The following is a 19,102-nucleotide window of genomic DNA, read 5'->3' as shown; positions in this document are numbered from 1 at the left end:
ATCGGCACATCTGGGTGGGCTTCTTTCATGCGCGCGACCCCTTCGGGTGAGGCGAGAAGGCAGAGGAAGCGGATGTTCTTCGCACCGGATTTTTTCAGCATATCAATCGCCGCCACGGAAGAGTTCCCGGTGGCCAGCATCGGATCAACGGCGATGACCAGACGGTCCTCCATGGCTTCGGGCACTTTGAAGTAATATTCCACCGGCTGCAGAGTTTCTTCGTCGCGGTAAAGACCCACAAAACCAACACGTGCAGATGGGATCAATTCCAGAACACCATCCAACAGGCCATTGCCCGCACGCAGAATGGAAATCAGTGCCAGCTTTTTACCAGCCAAAACCGGGGCGTCCATTTCCTGCATCGGGGTTCTGATGGTCTTTGTTGTCATCTCCAGTTCACGGGTGACTTCATAAGCCAGAAGCTGGGAAATCTCACGCAGAAGCTGACGAAAGCCCGCAGTTGCAGTGTTTTCCTGACGCATCAGGGTCAGCTTGTGTTGCACCAGGGGGTGGTCAACGATTGTCAGATGCTCGCTCATGGGGGGCTCCCGGATCAGGTAAACTGTTTCAAAAGGGCGGCGCGCGTGTCTTCATCACAGAATGCCGCCTGTGCTGCCGCCCTGTTTAATGCAGAAAACACCTCTTCGTCAAAGCGGAAAACCCGGGCGAGATCCTGATATTCTTTCGTCATGGTGGTGTGGAAAAAAGGCGGATCATCCGTGGACACAGTGCAATTCACCCCCGCATCCATCAAACGCGCAATCGGATGGTCCTGTAGTCTTGGGTAAACGCCAAGAAAGACGTTTGAGCCAGGGCAAACTTCCAGTGTTACCTGCCGCGCTACAAGCTCTTTCACCAGTTCCGCGTCTTCAATGGCCCGCACACCGTGACCAATACGTTCGACATTCAGGGTCAGTGCATCGCGCAGACTGTCCGGCCCACCCCATTCCCCGGCGTGGGCTGTCAGTTGCAAACCTGCTTCGCGGGCGCATTCAAAGCTCCATGCGAAATCAGCCAATTTACCAGCCTTTTCATCGCCACCAATGCCAAGCCCGGTGATAAAGTCGCCAGCGGTTTCCGCCGCACAAATCGCAGCCGCCTTGGCCTTTTCAGGGCCAAAATGACGGATCGGGGTGACAATGCCACGCATTTTGATGCCGTGATCGCGTTCGGCCTCGGCAGCGGCCTGCTGCATAGCTGCGAGATATTCTTTCCAGGCGGCCAGATCACCACCCCCGCAAAAATCCGGGCTGATGAACGCTTCCGTGTAGATCACACCATGTTCCGCCGATTGTTCCAACACGGCCTTTGTTAGGCGCGCAAATTCTTCCGGGCCCGTCAGCACCTGGGTTGCGGCTTCGTACACTTCAAGAAAGTGCCAGAAATCGCGATAGGCATAGCCACCGTTTTCATCGAAAACACCATCCAGACTGATGTTTTTCTCATCCGCCAGACGGCGGGCAAATTCCGGCGGCATTGCGCCTTCCAGATGCAGGTGAAGTTCAATTTTTGCTGTGTCTTGAAATTCCATAGGTCCTCACAAAAAACTTGTACCCGGTCCAAACGCCGGCAATTGCAGATGATCGGCGACAGAGGCCGCAATATCGCTGAACCCCACAAGGCCAATTTCGCCGGCGCCCTTGCCCAGGGCAATCACCGGCACACGTTCGCGGGTGTGATCTGTGCCGCTCCAGGTGGGATCATTGCCGTGATCTGCGGTGAATATCACAAGGTCGCCTTCCCGCATAAGGGCTTTGATATCGGGCAGACAGCTGTCAAACCATTCCAAGGCATTCGCATAGCCAGACACATCGCGACGATGACCAAACAGACTGTCAAACTCAACGAAATTGGCAAAAGTAAAGCTGCCCTCGACTGCCTCGCCCATCACATCCAGAAGATGCCCCATCAGGGTACGGTCTGTGCCTTTTCTGTTCTCATCAATCCCGCGCATCGAGAAAATATCACCAATTTTACCAATGGCATAAACATGTCGCCCAGCCTTTTGCGCCACATCGCACAATGTGTCGGACGGTGGGGCAATGGCGTAATCATGGCGATTTGTTGTGCGGCTGTATCCGTTTTCTGCATCCCCGGTGAAAGGGCGTGCGATGACACGGCCAACTTTCATTTTATGCAGGGTTGGCGCGATGTCCGCACAAAGTTTCTGCAGGCGTTCAAGACCGAAATGCGCCTCATGCGCCGCGATCTGAAAGACGCTATCAGCAGAGGTGTAACAGATGGGCCAGCCGGTTTTGATATGTTCCGCTGCAAATTGATCAATCACCGCAGTGCCGGATCCGTGCCGGTTACACAGCGTCCCCTCTGCCCCGCAAAGACGCGCAACCTCGGCCATCAGGTCTTCGCCGAAACTGACATCCTGATCCGGGAAGTAATGCCAATCCCAAGGCACGGGCACCCCAGCGATTTCCCAATGCCCTGAAGGCGTATCCTTGCCTTGCGACAGCTCACTGGCCGCCCCCCAGAGCGCCTCTGGCGTGCCAGAGGGTGCGCCGAGCGCAGGGGCATCCGCCCCTGAAGCGAGGCGCACCGCAGCCCCGATGCCGGATGCCGCGAGATTGGGCATATTCAAAGGCCCGCTGCGCCCATCTTCCGCATGACCATTCATGCAAGCCTGCGCAATATGGGCAAGCGTATTGGCACCTGTATCCGGTAGATCACCATTGAAAAACTGACCTGCATCAGCTGCGCCACCACAACCGACAGAATCCATTACAATCAAGAACGCGCGTTTCCGGGTCATTCGATTGTCTCCAAAATCAGAGGAGTGGCATCCGCTGCTTCGCCAATAGAAATCGCGCCACGAACTACTTTGGCCGCCGTGGCCGCTGCCGTTTCATCCGCCGCATGCACCATGGCAAGTGGGGCGTCTTTTTCAACGGCATCCCCGACACGTCCAAGATCCGACAGACCCACGGCCATATCCAGCTTCTGCCCACCATAAAGACGCCCGCCCCCAAGATGCACCACCGCTTCGCCCAGAGCGCGCGCATCCATTCGCGTGATAACACCGGCATTCGATGCACAGACCTCCAGTACAACAGGGGCTTCGGGCAGGCAGGCCTCGGTTACGTCATCTGGGCCGCCCAGGGCTTTGATCATCTGCGCAAAGATTTCTCGGGCTTGGCCCGATGCGATGGCTGCGCGGATCATGCTGCGACCTTTGGCTTCATCCGTGGCCAGCCCCGCCTCCCGCAACAAGGCCCCGCCAAGCGCGGCTGTCAGTTGCAAAAGCACGCCCTGACGGCGCCCTTCCAGCACCCGCAGGCATTCGCGCACTTCCAGCGCATTTCCCGCCGCTGGTGCAAGAGGGGAATTCATATCCGTGACCAGGGCAAGCGTCGCACAGTCGGCACCATTTGCCGTAGACACAAGCGCCTGCGCCAGGGCTTTCGCCTCATCCGTGCTGCCCATAAACGCACCTGATCCGCATTTCACATCCAACACCAGGGTTTCCAGCCCCGCCGCCAGTTTTTTCGACAGGATGGATGCGGTGATCAAATCAATGCTTTCCACCGTCGAGGTCACATCACGTATCGCATAAAGCCGCTTGTCTGCCGGGGCCATATCGCCGGTGGCCGACACAATAGCACATCCCAGCGCGCCAACCATTTGGCGAAATTTTGCTTCGGAGACTTCGGTGTTCACACCCGGGATCGCTTCGAGTTTATCAAGTGTGCCGCCTGTATGGCCAAGCCCACGCCCGGAAATCATCGGCACATAGGCCCCGCAGGCCGCAAGGGCGGGGGCCAGGATCAGAGATACGCAATCTCCGACGCCGCCGGTGGAATGTTTGTCGACCACAGGCCCGGGCAGATCCCATGTCATCACATCACCGCTGTCACGCATCGCCTGTGTCAGAGCCACACGGCCCGCATCGCCCAGACCGTTCAGGCAGGTGGCCATGGCAAATGCACCCGCTTGGGCATCCGTGACCGTACCATCGGCAAGGCCTTTGGCAAACCAGCGGATTTCATCAGCGCTGAGCGTTTCTTTTTCGCGCAGGCGCAGGATAATGCTGCGGGCATCCATGGGTTATGTATTCTCCATATGATCTTCACTAAAGCGCCCCGGCAAAAGATCTGCTACGGTCATCTGAAGGGTTTTCCCCGCCATGGTCGCCATGGTTACAACCACATCATCGCCTGCAAATTCTGCGATCTTCTGACGGCAGCCGCCGCAGGGGGGCACCGGTGCCGGGCTGTCGGCAACCACAGTGATTTCAGAAATTTTACGCGCCCCCGCTACACACATGGCGGCAATCGCCCCTGCTTCGGCGCAGGTGCCTTCGGGGTAGGCGACGTTTTCAACATTACAGCCCTGAAAGACCTGACCATCTGGCGTACGCAACGCGGCCCCCACTAGAAACTTGGAATAGGGCGCATGGGCATTTTCACGAGCGGTTTTAGCAGCGGTCAGAAGATCAGACGACATCCGGGACATCCTTTGAAGAAAATCAGATGCCCCAGACTATACCCGCGCCCCGCAGATGCAAGTGCCTTAGCGGGTTTCGGTGGTGAAGGCCCCGGGCAGAGAGACCTCGATCAGTTCCAGATCATCAGAGGCCTGGGCATACCGCGTATCCATGCCTGGCGGGATGACAAAGGCATCGCCGGCCTCAAGCGTATATGGATCTTTTCCTTCGCCTTCCAACACCATGGATCCCGTTTTCACAAAGGTGAAATGGATGTCAGCATTGTGTTTTGTCCACGGGGCATCGCCGCTTGCCGGACGGATCACCTGCACGCCTGCGACCTCTTTGGTGTTTTCGCAAATCGTCGTATCGCGGGCATCAAAACCGGGAATGCGGAAGGGTTTGAAGGGGCTGTCTTTGCCAACATTATGCACAAAACGCTGTCCCTGCCATTCGCGATCCGGGCGGAAATGCGGGGTCGGCAGTTCCATATCGTGATCAATTTCGGTGACATGTTCAGCGGGCACACCAATTTCCAGCACTTCAATCGCTTCGCTGGCATACAGCACGCGGTGACGGATTTCCGGCGGCTGAATAAAGCAATCGCCGGCATGCAGACGGATTTTATCGCCCTGGTCTTCATAGACAACATCCACCCAACCCGCGAGACAGAAGATCAGCTGAAAACCGACCTTATGATAATGCACCATGTCCGGCACAGGGCCACCATCGGGAATACGAATATGGCTGGCAATGATGGACCCACCCAGACGGGTCGGGATCAGATCGCGGTAATGCATGCCCGCACGGCCAATCACCCAAGGGGCCTGATCTTTTAAGCGGCGCACAACAAAGGCATGTTCGGTTTCAGGCGTCACAACCGGTGGGTTTAACGCGTCTATTTCAACCTTTGTGCCATTGGGCGCCGTCAGAACACGGGCCCCGTCGGCAAAACCATCGGGATTGTCGGTCAGAATACGCAGGGTTGCAGGGGCTTCTGCCGCGCCTTTTTCAACACGCAAGCGAATACCATGGCCTGAAAACACAGCGATCTGCGGATTATCTGCCGGATAAATCATATCCATGCGCATTTTCAGGGTCTTGGTGAAAAACGGAATGTCTTTTGGCAGGTTCTCCGTTGGAATACGAATTTCTGCGCGTATGTCCTGATCGCTCATTGTTCATTCATCCGCACTGTGCGGCCCTCATTATTTCAAACTTAAAGCATTAACGGGACCATGGGGGATTCAAATTGATAATGCAAGACAGTTGAATTACCGACGTCAGGCATGCAATATGCGACAAAATAAATTGGTTTAGCGTTAAACGATACTACACCACCACCCCAGGGAGACAGACAGATGGCAGACGGTCAGGACAAGAAACGGCGCCAGCGCGCGCTGGATTATCATGAGTTTCCACGCCCTGGTAAACTGGAAATTCGCGCAACCAAACCCATGGCAAACGGTCGCGACCTTGCCCGCGCCTATTCCCCTGGCGTGGCAGAGGCCTGCCTTGAAATTAAGGCGGATCCATCCACGGCGGAACGCTATACAGCGCGCGGAAACCTGGTGGCAGTGGTGTCAAATGGCACCGCGGTTCTCGGGTTGGGCAATATTGGTGGCCTTGCATCAAAACCAGTGATGGAAGGCAAGGCGGTTCTGTTTAAGAAATTCGCCAATATCGATTGTTTTGACATTGAACTGGACGAAGCCGATCCGGAACGCGTTGCGGATATTGTCTGTGCACTGGAACCAACGTTTGGCGCGATCAATCTGGAAGATATCAAAGCCCCAGATTGCTTTATTGTAGAAGAACTTTGCAGGCAGCGCATGAACATCCCCGTGTTCCATGATGATCAGCACGGCACCGCAATTGTTGTCGGTGCCGCCGCCTATAACGCACTGCATGTGGTTGGCAAGAAATTCAGCGAAATCAAAGTTGTATCCACAGGTGGTGGGGCCGCAGGTATTGCCTGTCTGAATATGTTGCTTTCGCTTGGCGTGAAGCGTGAAAACGTCTGGCTTTGTGATATTGACGGGCTGGTCTATGAGGGCCGCGAAAGCGAAATGACCCCACAAAAGGCGGCCTTTGCCCAGGGGACATCTTCGGCAAATCTGGATGATGTGATTGGCGGGGCTGATTTATTCCTGGGCCTGTCTGGTCCTGGCGTGCTGAAGCCCGAACATGTTGCGAAAATGGCGGCGAAACCCATCGTTTTTGCATTGGCCAACCCAACACCTGAGATCATGCCCGATGAGGTGCGTTCCGTCGCGCCGGATGCAATTATTGCCACAGGCCGTTCTGATTTTCCCAATCAGGTCAACAATGTACTATGTTTCCCTTTCATCTTTCGCGGTGCATTGGATGTCGGGGCAAGTGAAATCAATGAGGCCATGAAAGTGGCCTGTGTCGAAGGCATCGCGGAACTTGCCCGTGCCACAACATCGGCAGAAGCCGCCGCCGCTTACAAAGGGGAACAGCTGACGTTTGGGGCAGATTACCTGATCCCGAAACCCTTTGATCCGCGTCTGATGGGGGTCGTGGCCACCGCAGTTGCCCGCGCAGCGATGGAAACCGGTGTTGCGAAACGGCCTGTAGAAAGCCTTGAAAAATACAAAGACAATCTGGATGCATCCGTCTTCAAATCCGCAATGATCATGCGGCCGGTGTTTGCGGCGGCTTCGACCGCAGAACGTCGGATCGTATTTTCAGAGGGCGAAGATGAACGGGTGCTGCGCGCGGCCAACGCGATGCTGGAAGAAACCACCGATAAACCCATATTGATCGGGCGTCCGGATGTGATTGAACGCCGCCTTGATCGTGCGGGCCTGTCGATCCGACCTGGGCATGATTTTGATCTGGTGAACCCGGAAAATGATCCGCGTTATCGCGATTACTGGAACACCTATCACGGCCTGATGTCGCGCCAGGGCGTGACCCCGGATCTGGCAAAAGCGATCATGCGCACGAACACCACTGCAATTGGCGCGATCATGGTGCAGCGCGAAGAGGCAGACAGCCTGATCTGCGGCACCTTCGGTCAGTTCCAGTGGCATATGAACTACGTCACCCAAATTCTGGGCACGCAGGAATTGCAGCCAGTCGGCGCGCTTAGCCTGATGATCCTGGAAGACGGGCCCTTGTTTATTGCTGACACCCATGTGCACCCGGAACCCACGCCCGAACAGATTGCGGAAACCGCAATTTCTGCCGCACGTCATGTGGCGCGCTTTGGTGTGACACCGCAGATTGCTCTGTGTTCCTATTCACAGTTTGGCAATCTGAACTGTGACACGGGCCGGCGCACCCGCGCCGCGATGGAGATCCTCGACAGTGAACCACGTGATTTCATCTATGAAGGCGAGATGCATATTGATGCAGCTCTGGATGAAGAACTACGCGCCCGCAGCCTGCCCTGTTCCCGCCTGAAAGGGGCGGCGAATGTGTTGGTATTTGCAAACACTGACGCGGCATCTGGTGTGCGCAACATCCTCAAGATGAAAGGCAATGGTCTGGAGGTCGGACCGATCCTGATGGGTATGGGCAACCGCGCGCATATTGTGACGCCGTCCATCACCGCACGGGGCCTTCTGAACATGTCCGCCATCGCGGGCACGCCTGTGTCACATTACGGCTAAACCAGGATTACTCTGATGTGCTGCGCTGCCAACGGTGCAGCACATCCGGCCCCAGACGACGTATATCTTTCAGGGTGAAACGCGGGGCCTCGGCAAGGGTTTCAAGCCCCATTGGCGCAAGGGATGCCAGCCCTTCGGCCCCCAGCATCACACCCGCCGTATAGCCAGAAATATGATCGGCAAGATCAGCGCGCAATAGGGCCGCAGCCAGACTGCCCCCCCCTTCGCAATAGATACGTGTCATGCCTTCAGCCCCCAGCGCCTGCAACATCGCGGCTGGGGAAACTGTGCCGTTTTCTTCGGGAACTTCGATCAGTTTCGCGCCACATCCTTCCCAGGCGGCACGACGTTCTGGCAATGCAGATGGCCCATGGATCAGCCAAACCGGAATGTCCCGCGCAGTCTGCGCCAGCTTGCCTGTCAGAGGAATATCAAGCATGCGCGTGGCAATGATGCGCACGGGCTGATGTTTTATGCCAAGGCCACGTACGTTCAGCGACGGATCATCGGCGCGCGCGGTCCCGGCCCCAACAAGAACACCGTCATGACAGGCACGTTCCATATGCACATTGCGGCGTGCGGCCGGGCCTGTGATCCATTGGCTTTCACCGCTGGCGGTCGCGATACGTCCATCAAAGCTTGAGGCCAGCTTCAACGTCAGCATGGGACGCCCCAAGTTTACGCGGTGAAAAAAACCTTCGTTGATGGTTCGGGCCGCGCGCGCGCATAAGCCGGTTTCAACAGAAACCCCCGCGTCCCGCAACATCTGATGACCGCCGCCTGCAACGCGTGGATCATCATCCGCCAGCGCAGACACCACACGGGCAACACCCGCATCAATCAAGGCCTGCGCACAGGGGGGGGTTTTTCCGGTATGGGCGCAGGGTTCAAGCGTGACGTAAACTGTTGCGCCCCGCGCGGCTTCACCTGCCATGGCCAGCGCCTGTGGTTCACCATGGGGGCGGCCACCTGGGGCGGTACGACCGCGTCCGACAACAAGGCCATCCTTTACGATCACACAGCCCACAGATGGGTTCGGCCAGACGCGACCAAGCCCACGCCGGGCAAGGCCCAACGCATGGGTCATATGGCGCAGATCATCAGATGACATCAGCTGCCCTTTCTGAAGAAATCAGTCGTCACCGGTTTCCGGTGGACGCAGTTCACTGACGAATTTATCGAAATCGTCGGCAGCCTGGAAATTCTTGTAAACACTGGCGAAACGCACATAAGCGACGGTGTCGATACGGGCCAGGGCCTCCATCGTGATCTCACCAATCTGACGTGATGCGATATCTGTATCCCCCATGCTTTCCAGACGGCGCACGATGCCAGAAATCATCTGATCGATGCGTTCTGGTTCAATTGGGCGTTTCTGCATAGAAATCCGGATAGAGCGTTCCAGCTTGTCGCGGTCAAAATCTTCACGCTTTCCGTTGCTTTTAATGACCACAAGATCACGCAATTGCACGCGTTCATAGGTGGTAAAGCGCCCGCCACAGGACGGGCAGAACCGCCGCCGCCGGATCGCGACATGGTCTTCAGCAGGGCGTGAATCTTTGACCTGCGTATCTACATTTCCACAAAATGGGCAGCGCATTGCTTTCCCCTTGCCATTGTCCCCAAGAATAAATTCACTATAGGCAGCCCCCTGGGTTTTGGGTAGCCCTGATTTCACCACACCATCACCTGGGCAGGGATCAAGCCAGAGTTTTCATGAAAATGGGGAAAAATCGCATAAATCCTCCCTGTAAAACCCTGTTGCAGATGATTATTCTCCAATAAGCAGGGCCCTTAACATATATGTCATCACAATATATTGTGGTTGTATATTTTTGTACGGCGCTTTATGCGGAGATTTGCCCTTAGCGGGCAATGCGAACAGGAAAGACGTAATAAAGTAAGGCAATTGAAACGAATTGTCACAATACTGAGTTGCGAGCAGGCAAGACCAGGTAACGATGATACCGACGAAGCAACAACCAATTAAGCTGGCGGATGGCGGCAAACGTTCTGTACGGACGCAATTTGGTGCGCTTTGTTACCGGCTTCATCAGGGGCGCGTGCAGGTTTTGCTGATCTCTTCACGTGGTGTCGGACGCTGGGTGATCCCCAAAGGTTGGCCCATGGATGAAAAGACCCCCGCCGAAGCATCCGCGACCGAAGCCTTTGAAGAAGCTGGTGTTAAAGGCAAAATCTATGAAACCGTGCTGGGGCTTTATTCCACCATGCGCGAAGCATCCGGCAGTTCTGATGCGCTGATCCCCTGTATCGTTGCGATCTTTCCAATGAAGGTAAAGCAGATCCTAAAGGATTACCCAGAAGCAGACGAACGCAAGCGTCAGTGGTTTTCCCCGAAGAAAGCCGCAACCCTTGTGGATGAACCGGAACTGGCACAAATCATCCGAAATTTTGATCCAAAGACCCTGACATAAACGGGATTTGCGCCACTGATTGTCAGTGCAGCATTGTGTTTAACGGCGCGGGATCCTATTTAATGCTTAGGAACAGGATGGATGCATGATCCGCTATACGCTGAAATGTGAAAATGATCACAGCTTTGACAGCTGGTTTCAATCAGCTGACGCCTTTGACAAACTTCAGGGCGCAGGGATGAATGCCTGCCCGGATTGCGGAAGTGTAAAGGTTGCAAAATCTCTGATGGCACCGCGCGTGACAACTGCGCGTAAAAAGGCAACTGCCCCGGCAGAACCTGCGCCAACACCAACAGCAACGCAGCCCCCTGCCCCGGCCCCGGTAAAAACCGCAACGCCTTTGTCTACGCCTCAAAGCGAAACAGAGGCGGCGATTGCGCGCATGAAATCTGAAGTCGAGACGAATTCAGAATATGTCGGCATGAGCTTTGCAGACGAAGCCCGGGCCATGCATGACGGTGATATTGATGCGCGCCCGATCTGGGGCGAAGCCAAACCGGAAGAAGCCAAGTCCCTGATCGAAGACGGCGTGCCAGTTCTGCCTTTGCCCTTTACCCCCACGCGCAAAACCAACTAACCTGCCGCAAAAGCGGGAGAGATATAATGACTATTCTGATCACAGGTGCCAACCGGGGCATTGGCGCGGAAATGATGCGCCAGTATCAGGCCAGTGACAAAACGGTGATCGGAACAACGCGGGGTGACAGCACGCCCGATCTTCTAAGTTTCGACGTAACTTCAGAAGCCTCTGCCCGCGAACTGGAACGGTCTCTTGAACCCCGGGCACTTGATCTGCTGATTTGCAATGCCGGTGTCTACCCGGATAAGGGACGTTATATTGGGGACGATCTGCCCGCGGATATGTGGGCGCAGGTTTTTGCGGCCAATGTGACCGGCGTTTACAAAACCATCGAAGCCAGCCTGCCCGCCCTGCGACGCACCAGAAACGCAAGAATTGCAATTATTGGTTCGCAGATGGGCACCCGCGACAAGGCCCAGGGCGGCAGCTATATCTACCGCGCCTCTAAGGCTGCGGTGATCAATCTTGCCTTCAACCTGGCCCATGATCTGCGTGATGAAGGCATTGCTGTCGGCGTCTATCATCCGGGATGGGTTCAAACCGATATGGGGGGAGATGCTGGTCACGTGACACCCGAAGCATCAGCCAGCCAGCTGATCCGTCATTTCGATGCGTTAAACATGGAACGCAGCGGAGAGTTTCTGGCCTTTGATGGATCGCCGCACTCTTTGTAAGAAACTCGGGGCAGATGTCAGACACCTGCCCTGATCGTTAAGCTTACTCAGGCCAGCCGCCTGCGCGCATTTCTGCAGAGATTTCAAGTCGCACGATGTCGCTGGTCAGGGGGGCATATTGGCCGACGCCATAGTCACTGCGCAACAGCGATGAAGTGGCTTCGACACCGATCCACTCTCCCTGATAATAGTCAAAGTAACCGCCCAATGGATGGGTGCCCATGAATTTCATGTTCACATCCAGAACCGCAGGGTGTGTATTGTCTTTTACAGTCAGCTCACCGGTCAGGCGCAGGGTCTCGGCACCGGTCTGCACGGCGGACGATGATACAAAACGGATTTCAGGGTAGGCTTCTGCATTAAAGAACGCTTCGCCTTTCAATTCGTCATCCAGGGCCACAACACCGGTGTGAATGCTGGCCGGATCGATAGTGATATTCACCTGAGTAGCCGCAACATCTTCTGCGTCAAAATCAATACTACCAGAAATGTTTAGCCATTCTCCGTGCTGCTCGGTCAGACCAGCGTGGTCCCAGTAGAACCGCACTTCAGTGTGTGTCGGATCAATCTCATAGGTGTCTGCCAATACGCCAGATGCTGCAAAAATCAGGGCCGCTGCCGTGGTCATTAGGTTCTTCATCAGGATATCCTCTATATATAGATGCATTTGCATCTATATTGCAGATCAGGGTTCCCGAAACCAGCCAGGCTTGATAACAAGACCGTGAGATGACTGAATTTAAATCCCTTGAAACGGCATGGATTGCACTGAACAAGCTGCATGTCCGGGCGCACCGTAATATTGAACAGGCATTGCAAGAAGCCAATCTGCCCCGGCTGGATTGGTATGATGTGCTCTGGGCCTTGGAATGCGCCCCGGATGGATTGCGCCCCTATCAGATGCAGGATGCAATGTTGTTTGAACAATCCAGCTTTTCCCGGCTGACGACAAGATTGGAGAAAGACGGGCTGATTGAACGAAGCAAAGACAGCGCAGATGGACGTGGCCTGGTTCTAAAAATCACCGATACGGGTAAGAAACTGCGCGCCAAAATGTGGCCTGTATATCAACAGGCCATTGCAGCAGAGATGGAACATGTCGCCGAACAAGGCAATGATCTGAAAGCGCTACTTTATCTCAGCCGACCCTAACGCCGCGTTTTCGTTCGAGGACGCGATCCGAAAACCGGAAAAACCCCGGTAATGCCCAATTTTAAGGCAAACACGTCATGTGATGGGCAGGGCTCTTGCGGCCACTGTCACAAACCCCTATGAAATCCTGGATTTAAAGGCACAGGGTGAAGGAAAAACCATGCCGGTTCTGGTGATGAAATTCGGGGGCACCTCGGTTGGTTCGCTTGATCGCATTAAACGTGCGGCCAAACGGATTGGCGTGGAAGTCGCCAAAGGCTACGATGTCATTGTGATTGTCTCGGCGATGTCGGGCAAAACCAATGAACTTGTGGGCTGGGTGAATGAAACCTCGCCGCTGTATGATGCGCGCGAATATGACGCTGTGGTCAGCTCTGGTGAAAATGTCACCGCAGGCCTGATGGCGCTGACGCTGCAGGAAATGGATATTCCCGCACGCAGCTGGCAGGGCTGGCAGGTGCCACTGAAAACCACGTCTGCCCATGCCAATGCCCGGATCGAGGAAATCCCAACCGACAATATGAACGCCAAATTTGGCGAAGGCATGCGGGTTGCAGTTGTTGCGGGCTTTCAGGGCATTTCACCCGAAGGCCGGATCACCACCCTTGGGCGCGGTGGATCTGATACAACGGCTGTGGCCTTTGCTGCGGCGTTTGAAGCGGAACGTTGTGATATCTACACAGACGTTGACGGGGTTTACACCACCGATCCACGCATTTCTGACAAGGCCCGCAAGCTTGATAAAATCGCGTTTGAGGAAATGCTGGAACTGGCATCCCTTGGTGCGAAAGTTCTGCAAACCCGTTCTGTTGAACTGGCGATGCGTTTTGGTGTGCGTCTGCGGGTGCTGTCCAGTTTTGAAGACAATGACGAAAATTTCGGTACGCTTGTCTGCGCCGAGGAGGATATCATGGAATCTAATGTAGTGGCCGGTGTGGCCTATTCCCGCGATGAAGCAAAAGTCACCTTGGTGTCTGTCGCTGACCGCCCTGGCATTGCGGCCGCGATCTTTGGCCCGCTGTCTGAAGCTGGCGTGAACGTCGACATGATCGTACAGAACATTTCTGAAGATGGTCGCACAGATATGACATTCTCCTGCCCGACCGATCAGGTGGCCCGTGCCGAAGCTGCGATGCTGGCTTCTAAAGAAACCGGTGAGATCAACTACCATGACTTGGTGGCTGACACTGATGTTGCCAAAATTTCCATCGTGGGCATTGGCATGCGGTCCCACGCCGGTGTTGCGGCGCAAATGTTTGCAGCCCTGCAGAACGAAGGCATTAACATCAAAGTGATCACCACATCTGAGATCAAGATCTCAGTTCTGGTGGATCGCAAATATATGGAACTGGCCGTTCAGGCGCTGCATGACAGCTTTGGACTGGAAAAATCCTGATCTGTTATAACGCTATAAACCGGCTCGCATTTGCGGGCCGGTTTTCTTTTGGGGGATAGGATGATGATCACTGGCTTTCATGCCCATGTTTATTTTGACGCGGATACAAAAGATCTGGCTGAACAGATCTGCAAATCCGCCGCCCAAACCTTTGGTGTAACCATGGGCCGGATGCATGATCGCCCTGTTGGCCCCCACCCGATGCCATCCTGCCAGCTGGGCACAACGCCTGAACAATTTGCACAGCTTCTGCCTTGGCTGGCCCTAAACCGCCAAGGTTTGATTGTGTTTGCCCATCCGGAAACGGGGCAACATCTGGAAGATCACCGCGACCGTGGAATTTGGTTGGGCACGGGGCTGGGTCTGAACCTGTCGATCTTCCAGTAAGATCACTCAGCTGCGGCCGCTTGCCCGACACCCTTCATAGGCCTGCTGCGCCCGCGCTTCAGAGGCGCCTTCGCGGATCGTCTGGTTATACATATCGCTACAGCTTTGGTCATAGCCTTTGCCCCAGAGGAATTCATTGATCGCGCGATCCCGTTCCGGCGTGCGTTCACATGCTGTCAGGGCAAAAATCAACCCGCATCCGACCAACATCAATCCAGTTTTTCGCATTTTATACATCCTTTCATCCCCCCGCCCCAACTATAAGCCGCAATTGATATCAGGCAAGGACCTCTCCTTTGGTCCGAATTTGCACAGATGATCGGCTAAATTTTTACCACATTTCACCGACTGGACGCATTTCACTGGTTCCTCTTTTGTTTTTTGCGTAAACTCCGGCAAAAGGGCGGACAGGACAGATCATGGCACACAGCACGGAAAGTGAAAGCCGCAAGCTTCTTGGGCGGTTGCGCGAAATTATGGCTGAGGACAGCGCTGGCCAGGCACGTCTGGATCAGATCACCGGGCTTGTCGCGGATTCTATGGAAGCCGATGTATGTTCCATCTATCTGTTCCGTGATGATGATACGCTTGAACTTTGCGCGACCTTTGGTTTGAACGCCGATGCAGTCCATCAGACACGCATGAAAATCGGTGAAGGTCTGGTTGGGCGCGTGGCGAAGTATTCACGCGTGGTAAACACCCCCGATGCCCCATCGGAAAAAGGCTTTCGCTTTATGCCTGAAACCGGGGAAGAAGTTTTTTCTTCCTTCTTGGGTGTGCCTTTGCAACGGCTTGGCGAACGTCTGGGCGTACTGGTAGTACAATCCAAAGACGCCCGCGTGTATACGGATGATGAAGTCTATGCGCTGGAAGTCGTCGCGATGGTTCTGGCGGAAATGACTGAACTGGGCGCTTTTGTTGGTGAAGGGGCGGCCCTGTCCCCCCTGCACAGCCAAGCCGTGATGTTGCGTGGATCTGTGGCGCAGGAGGGTGTTGCGGAAGGCAATGTCTGGCTGCATGAGGCCCGCGTCGTTGTCACCAACCCGATCGCAGATGACCCCGAAGCCGAACAGGCCCGTCTGGAAGAAGCCGTAGAACAACTGCGCGTTTCTGTGGACGAGATGCTGGACAACGCCATTGGTGGTGACAAAGATCAGGTTCAGGTTCTGGAAGCCTATCGCATGTTTGCGAATTCTAAGGGCTGGATGCGTCGGATGTCAGAAGACATCAAACGGGGCCTGTCTGCAGAGGCCGCGGTTGAAAAAGAACAATCCACCGCGCGCGCCCGCATGTCGCAGGCCGCGGATGCCTATCTGCGTGACCGCCTGCATGACCTTGACGATCTGTCGAACCGGCTTTTGCGAATTCTGACCGGCCAGGGCACAAACACCGGCGCAGAAATGCCCGAAAACCCCATTCTGATTGCACGCAATATCGGCCCTGCAGAACTGCTGGATTACGGGCGTGGGCTGAAAGGGATTGTGCTTGAGGAAGGCTCTGTCGGATCTCATGCAACGATTGTTGCACGCGCCCTGGCGATCCCGCTGGTTATCCATACAAAGCGCATCACCAATGAAGCCCTGAACGGCGATCAGATCCTTGTGGATGGGGAGCATGGCACGGTGCATCTGCGTCCAGATGACAGTGTAGTGACGGCCTTTCGCGATAAAATCTTGATGCAGGCCGAGGCCCAGGAACGCTACACATCTATTCGCGAAAAACCTGCTGAAACCCTGTCGGGTGAAGTCGTGAAGCTAACCATGAACGCAGGTCTGATGGCCGATCTGCCCAGTCTGCCCACATCCGGTGCCGAAGGTGTTGGCCTGTTTCGCACGGAACTGCAATTTCTGATCCGTAACAAAATGCCCAAACGTGCGGAACTTGCCGCGACCTATACCCGGGTTCTGGATGCGGCAGGCGATAAACCTGTGATTTTCCGTACGCTTGATATCGGGTCAGATAAAGTTCTGCCCTATATGAATCCGCTGGATGAACCAAACCCTGCACTTGGCTGGCGCGCAATCCGGGTTGGCCTTGATAAACCCGGCGTCATGCGTATGCAAATTCAGGCCCTTTTGCGTGCTGCGAATGGCCGCGATCTGTCGGTGATGTTCCCGATGGTGGCCCAGTTTGAAGAGTTCAAGCAGGCCCGTGATCTGATCCTGCGCGAAGTGGAACGTGAACGTGTTCTGGGCCATGCTTTGCCCGGCAACCTGGAAATCGGCACGATGCTAGAGACCCCGTCTCTCGCGTTTGCACCAGATCAGTTCTTTGAAATGACTGATTTTATCTCCATCGGTGGCAATGACTTGAAACAGTTCTTTTTCGCGGCTGACCGTGAAAATGAACGGGTGCGCAAGCGTTATGACACATTAAGCGTGAGTTTCCTTAACTTTCTGGAAACCATTGTGGAACGCTGCCGGGTTGGCAACACGCCTTTGTCGTTTTGTGGGGAAGATGCGGGCCGCCCGGTAGAAGCCTTATGTTTTGCTGCGATGGGACTGCGGGCCCTGTCCATGCGCCCGGCTTCCATTGGCCCGGTCAAACACCGTTTGCGACGCACAAACCTGACGGAGCTACGCGCCGTGATTGACGAAGCACGCAATGACGCAGTGCAGTCTGTCAGGCCGGCAGTAATGGAATATCTACGCAAAAACTGACTTGGAAACATATCAAGAACATTCAGACAATCTTTACGCTTACCGGACTATGCTTTCGACATATGTTCACGGCGGAGGAACAGATGCATATTTTTGATTTAGGTCTTAGTATTGTTGTGGCGGTTTGTGCTGCATTTTGCCTGTTGAAGGGCGGAAATCCACTGTGGCTATCTGCAATTGGGTATTGCGCTGGAGGATGCCTTGTGCTGCTTGTTCTGGGGATGGCACGGTATATAGATGCGGGATCTATGCAGCGATATGGCGCCCCATCTCTAAGGCATCCATGACGTAATCTGATCCAGAAATCGATCCCCGACGGCCCAATCCGGAGAAACAATGCATCCGCTTTTGTCCTCAGCAGTTATTGGACTGATCGCAGGTGCTATTGGGTTTTGTTTTGGGATCGGCACGGGGTTCTATGTACTAATTTACATCGCCTCCGGAAGTCTGTCTCTGCTTTTACTCGCGATATTTCGGTTCTGCTGTCCTCGCCCATCGCAGGTAAAAGACACTGAGATTAAACGTCCGCCTTAGACACATTCCCCGAAACCCCACGCCAGCTTTCCAAGGTAAGTTCCAGACCAAGCACGCGTTCGGGGTTGGTTGGCGGCGGCATAATGACATCCCGCAAACGGGTGAATCCAAAACGGCGATAATATGGTTCATCCCCCACAAGCATGACCCGTTCCCAGCCGATTTCCCGGGCAACTTCAAGGCTGTGGCGCATCAAAGATCCGCCCAACCCTTCGCCTTGATGGGTCGGATGCACGGCAACAGGACCAAGCAGTAAAACCTGGTGCCCGGACACATCCACAGGCCAGTACCGGATAGCGCCCGCCAGAATGTTTTCTTCGTCGCGTGCAATGATAGAAAGCTGAGCAACAGGGGGAATATTATCGCGCAGACGATAGGAGGACAGGGCTTCGCGCCCCGGTGCAAAACAAAGATCATAGAGGGCTTCGACTTCCCACCAGTCTTCCGTCGTTTCCTGCCGCAGCTCGATCATCTGCGCCCCTCACACAGTTTTCCACCCCACGCATCTGGATCTTTTCCCCATGCGCAACTAACTCTGAGTAAACCGCAAATCCCGCGAAGGAAAGCAGATGTTTTATCGCCCCGCAGATGGTCACGGCCTGCCCCATAACCCGTTTAACGCCCTGATCACCCCCCGCCCCATTGGCTGGATCTCAACCCGGGACGTGCAGGGGCGTGATAATCTTGCGCCCTATTCCTTTTTCAACGGAGTTGCTTATGAACCGCCCCAGGTGATGTTCGCCACGACGTCAGCCAAAGAGGACCGCGATGGCATGAAAGACAGCGCCAGTCTCATTCAGGAAACCGGGGTGTTCTGCGTGAATGTGGTCGGGTTTGAAATGCGCGATGCGATGAACGCAAGTTCAGCTGCCCTGCCCGCCGGAGACGACGAATTTCTGCACGCAGGCCTGATCAAAGCCGAATGCAATGACATCAATTGCCCCCGGGTGGCCAATGCCCCGGCCGCGCTTGAATGCCGATTGACGAAAATGATGCAATTGCCCGGCCAAGCCAACACCGTGGTTTTCGGCGAAGTTATTGGCGTGCATATGCGTGATGACTGCATGGTTGATGGCATGTTCGACGCGACAAAATATCAGCCTTTGGCCCGGATGGGATATCGTGATTACGCAAAGATCGATGAGGTCTTTACCCTTGCGCGTCCCGATGATTAAATCCCGACAAAGATAACAAATTGCAGGAGCCCC

General features: G+C 55.0%; 20 protein-coding genes. 9 read left to right on the top strand and 11 right to left on the bottom strand.

Annotation, left to right across the window (positions count from 1 at the left end; translation table 11 throughout):
- The 6 genes from upp to ACPGUT_RS08945 form a co-directional block, all read right to left on the bottom strand.
- Positions 1–539 (bottom strand): uracil phosphoribosyltransferase (gene upp / locus ACPGUT_RS08970; RefSeq protein WP_423990523.1); only part of this gene is annotated, 539 nt, incomplete at its 3' end.
- Between the two features lie 14 nt (positions 540–553).
- Positions 554–1,531, bottom strand: a complete 978-nt coding sequence (locus tag ACPGUT_RS08965; RefSeq protein WP_423990521.1) for an adenosine deaminase — start codon at positions 1,529–1,531, stop codon at positions 554–556.
- A gap of 6 nt (positions 1,532–1,537) precedes the next feature.
- Positions 1,538–2,764 (bottom strand): phosphopentomutase, encoded by a 1,227-nt coding sequence (locus ACPGUT_RS08960; protein ID WP_423990519.1) that lies wholly within the window; start codon positions 2,762–2,764, stop codon positions 1,538–1,540.
- Positions 2,761–4,053 (bottom strand): thymidine phosphorylase, encoded by a 1,293-nt coding sequence (locus tag ACPGUT_RS08955; protein ID WP_423990517.1) that lies wholly within the window; start codon positions 4,051–4,053, stop codon positions 2,761–2,763. The genes ACPGUT_RS08960 and ACPGUT_RS08955 overlap by 4 nt, the downstream gene beginning before the upstream one ends.
- 3 nt (positions 4,054–4,056) lie before the next feature.
- Positions 4,057–4,455, bottom strand: coding sequence for a cytidine deaminase (locus ACPGUT_RS08950; protein ID WP_423990515.1), 399 nt, complete (start codon positions 4,453–4,455; stop codon positions 4,057–4,059).
- Positions 4,456–4,521: 66 nt separating this feature from the next.
- Positions 4,522–5,613, bottom strand: a complete 1,092-nt coding sequence (locus ACPGUT_RS08945; protein WP_423990513.1) for a cupin domain-containing protein — start codon at positions 5,611–5,613, stop codon at positions 4,522–4,524.
- Between the two features lie 183 nt (positions 5,614–5,796).
- Here ACPGUT_RS08945 and ACPGUT_RS08940 point away from each other — a divergent pair, with 183 nt between their 5' ends.
- Positions 5,797–8,076: an NADP-dependent malic enzyme gene (locus ACPGUT_RS08940; protein WP_423990511.1), complete on the top strand. Its 2,280-nt coding sequence runs from the start codon at positions 5,797–5,799 to the stop codon at positions 8,074–8,076.
- Positions 8,077–8,083: 7 nt separating this feature from the next.
- Here the strand turns inward: ACPGUT_RS08940 and ribD are convergent, their stop codons facing one another.
- Both ribD and nrdR read right to left on the bottom strand, forming a co-directional pair.
- Positions 8,084–9,187: a bifunctional diaminohydroxyphosphoribosylaminopyrimidine deaminase/5-amino-6-(5-phosphoribosylamino)uracil reductase RibD gene (gene ribD / locus ACPGUT_RS08935; RefSeq protein ID WP_423990509.1), complete on the bottom strand. Its 1,104-nt coding sequence runs from the start codon at positions 9,185–9,187 to the stop codon at positions 8,084–8,086.
- Positions 9,188–9,208: 21 nt separating this feature from the next.
- On the bottom strand, positions 9,209–9,676 hold the full coding sequence (gene nrdR, locus ACPGUT_RS08930; protein WP_423990507.1) for a transcriptional regulator NrdR: 468 nt from the start codon (positions 9,674–9,676) through the stop codon (positions 9,209–9,211).
- Between the two features lie 361 nt (positions 9,677–10,037).
- Here nrdR and ACPGUT_RS08925 point away from each other — a divergent pair, with 361 nt between their 5' ends.
- The 3 genes from ACPGUT_RS08925 to ACPGUT_RS08915 all read left to right on the top strand — a co-directional run bounded on the left by ACPGUT_RS08925 (position 10,038) and on the right by ACPGUT_RS08915 (position 11,765).
- Complete coding sequence (locus ACPGUT_RS08925) at positions 10,038–10,511, top strand: NUDIX hydrolase (RefSeq protein ID WP_423990505.1); 474 nt, start codon at positions 10,038–10,040, stop codon at positions 10,509–10,511.
- A gap of 85 nt (positions 10,512–10,596) precedes the next feature.
- On the top strand, positions 10,597–11,088 hold the full coding sequence (locus ACPGUT_RS08920; protein ID WP_423990503.1) for a DUF1178 family protein: 492 nt from the start codon (positions 10,597–10,599) through the stop codon (positions 11,086–11,088).
- Between the two features lie 26 nt (positions 11,089–11,114).
- The gene (locus tag ACPGUT_RS08915) at positions 11,115–11,765 is read left to right on the top strand and encodes an SDR family NAD(P)-dependent oxidoreductase (protein ID WP_423990502.1); all 651 of its coding nucleotides are present in this window, start codon (positions 11,115–11,117) and stop codon (positions 11,763–11,765) included.
- Positions 11,766–11,808: 43 nt separating this feature from the next.
- On the opposite strand, the gene ACPGUT_RS08910 is transcribed toward ACPGUT_RS08915, so the two are convergent.
- A complete protein-coding gene (locus ACPGUT_RS08910) occupies positions 11,809–12,405 on the bottom strand; it encodes a YceI family protein (RefSeq protein WP_423990500.1) in 597 nt (198 codons plus the stop codon).
- Between the two features lie 89 nt (positions 12,406–12,494).
- Between ACPGUT_RS08910 and ACPGUT_RS08905 the strand changes: the two genes are divergently transcribed.
- The 3 genes from ACPGUT_RS08905 (at position 12,495) to ACPGUT_RS08895 (ending at position 14,700) form a co-directional block, all read left to right on the top strand.
- A complete protein-coding gene (locus ACPGUT_RS08905) occupies positions 12,495–12,917 on the top strand; it encodes a MarR family winged helix-turn-helix transcriptional regulator (RefSeq protein WP_423990498.1) in 423 nt (140 codons plus the stop codon).
- 160 nt (positions 12,918–13,077) lie between these two features.
- Positions 13,078–14,313: an aspartate kinase gene (locus tag ACPGUT_RS08900; protein ID WP_423990525.1), complete on the top strand. Its 1,236-nt coding sequence runs from the start codon at positions 13,078–13,080 to the stop codon at positions 14,311–14,313.
- Positions 14,314–14,376: 63 nt separating this feature from the next.
- Complete coding sequence (locus ACPGUT_RS08895; protein ID WP_423990496.1) at positions 14,377–14,700, top strand: DOPA 4,5-dioxygenase family protein; 324 nt, start codon at positions 14,377–14,379, stop codon at positions 14,698–14,700.
- A gap of 6 nt (positions 14,701–14,706) precedes the next feature.
- On the opposite strand, the gene ACPGUT_RS08890 is transcribed toward ACPGUT_RS08895, so the two are convergent.
- Positions 14,707–14,928 carry a hypothetical protein gene (locus ACPGUT_RS08890; protein ID WP_423990495.1) on the bottom strand — a complete coding sequence of 74 codons (222 nt, stop codon included), beginning with the start codon at positions 14,926–14,928 and terminating at the stop codon, positions 14,707–14,709.
- A 191-nt stretch (positions 14,929–15,119) separates the two neighbouring features.
- On the opposite strand from ACPGUT_RS08890, the gene ptsP reads away from it, so the two are divergent.
- Positions 15,120–17,360 (top strand): phosphoenolpyruvate--protein phosphotransferase, encoded by a 2,241-nt coding sequence (gene ptsP, locus ACPGUT_RS08885; RefSeq protein ID WP_423990493.1) that lies wholly within the window; start codon positions 15,120–15,122, stop codon positions 17,358–17,360.
- Between the two features lie 517 nt (positions 17,361–17,877).
- On the opposite strand, the gene ACPGUT_RS08880 is transcribed toward ptsP, so the two are convergent.
- On the bottom strand, positions 17,878–18,366 hold the full coding sequence (locus ACPGUT_RS08880; protein ID WP_423990491.1) for a GNAT family N-acetyltransferase: 489 nt from the start codon (positions 18,364–18,366) through the stop codon (positions 17,878–17,880).
- Positions 18,367–18,463: 97 nt separating this feature from the next.
- On the opposite strand from ACPGUT_RS08880, the gene ACPGUT_RS08875 reads away from it, so the two are divergent.
- Entirely contained in the window at positions 18,464–19,069 is a 606-nt protein-coding gene (locus ACPGUT_RS08875) for a flavin reductase family protein (RefSeq protein WP_423990490.1), read from the top strand.
- Positions 19,070–19,102: the final 33 nt, after the last annotated feature.

Source organism: Halocynthiibacter sp., from assembly GCF_049608145.1.
Taxonomy (GTDB): Bacteria; Pseudomonadota; Alphaproteobacteria; order Rhodobacterales; family Rhodobacteraceae; genus Halocynthiibacter.
Note: the sequence above shows the minus strand (reverse complement) of the source record. Positions and strands in the feature narration are given on the sequence as shown.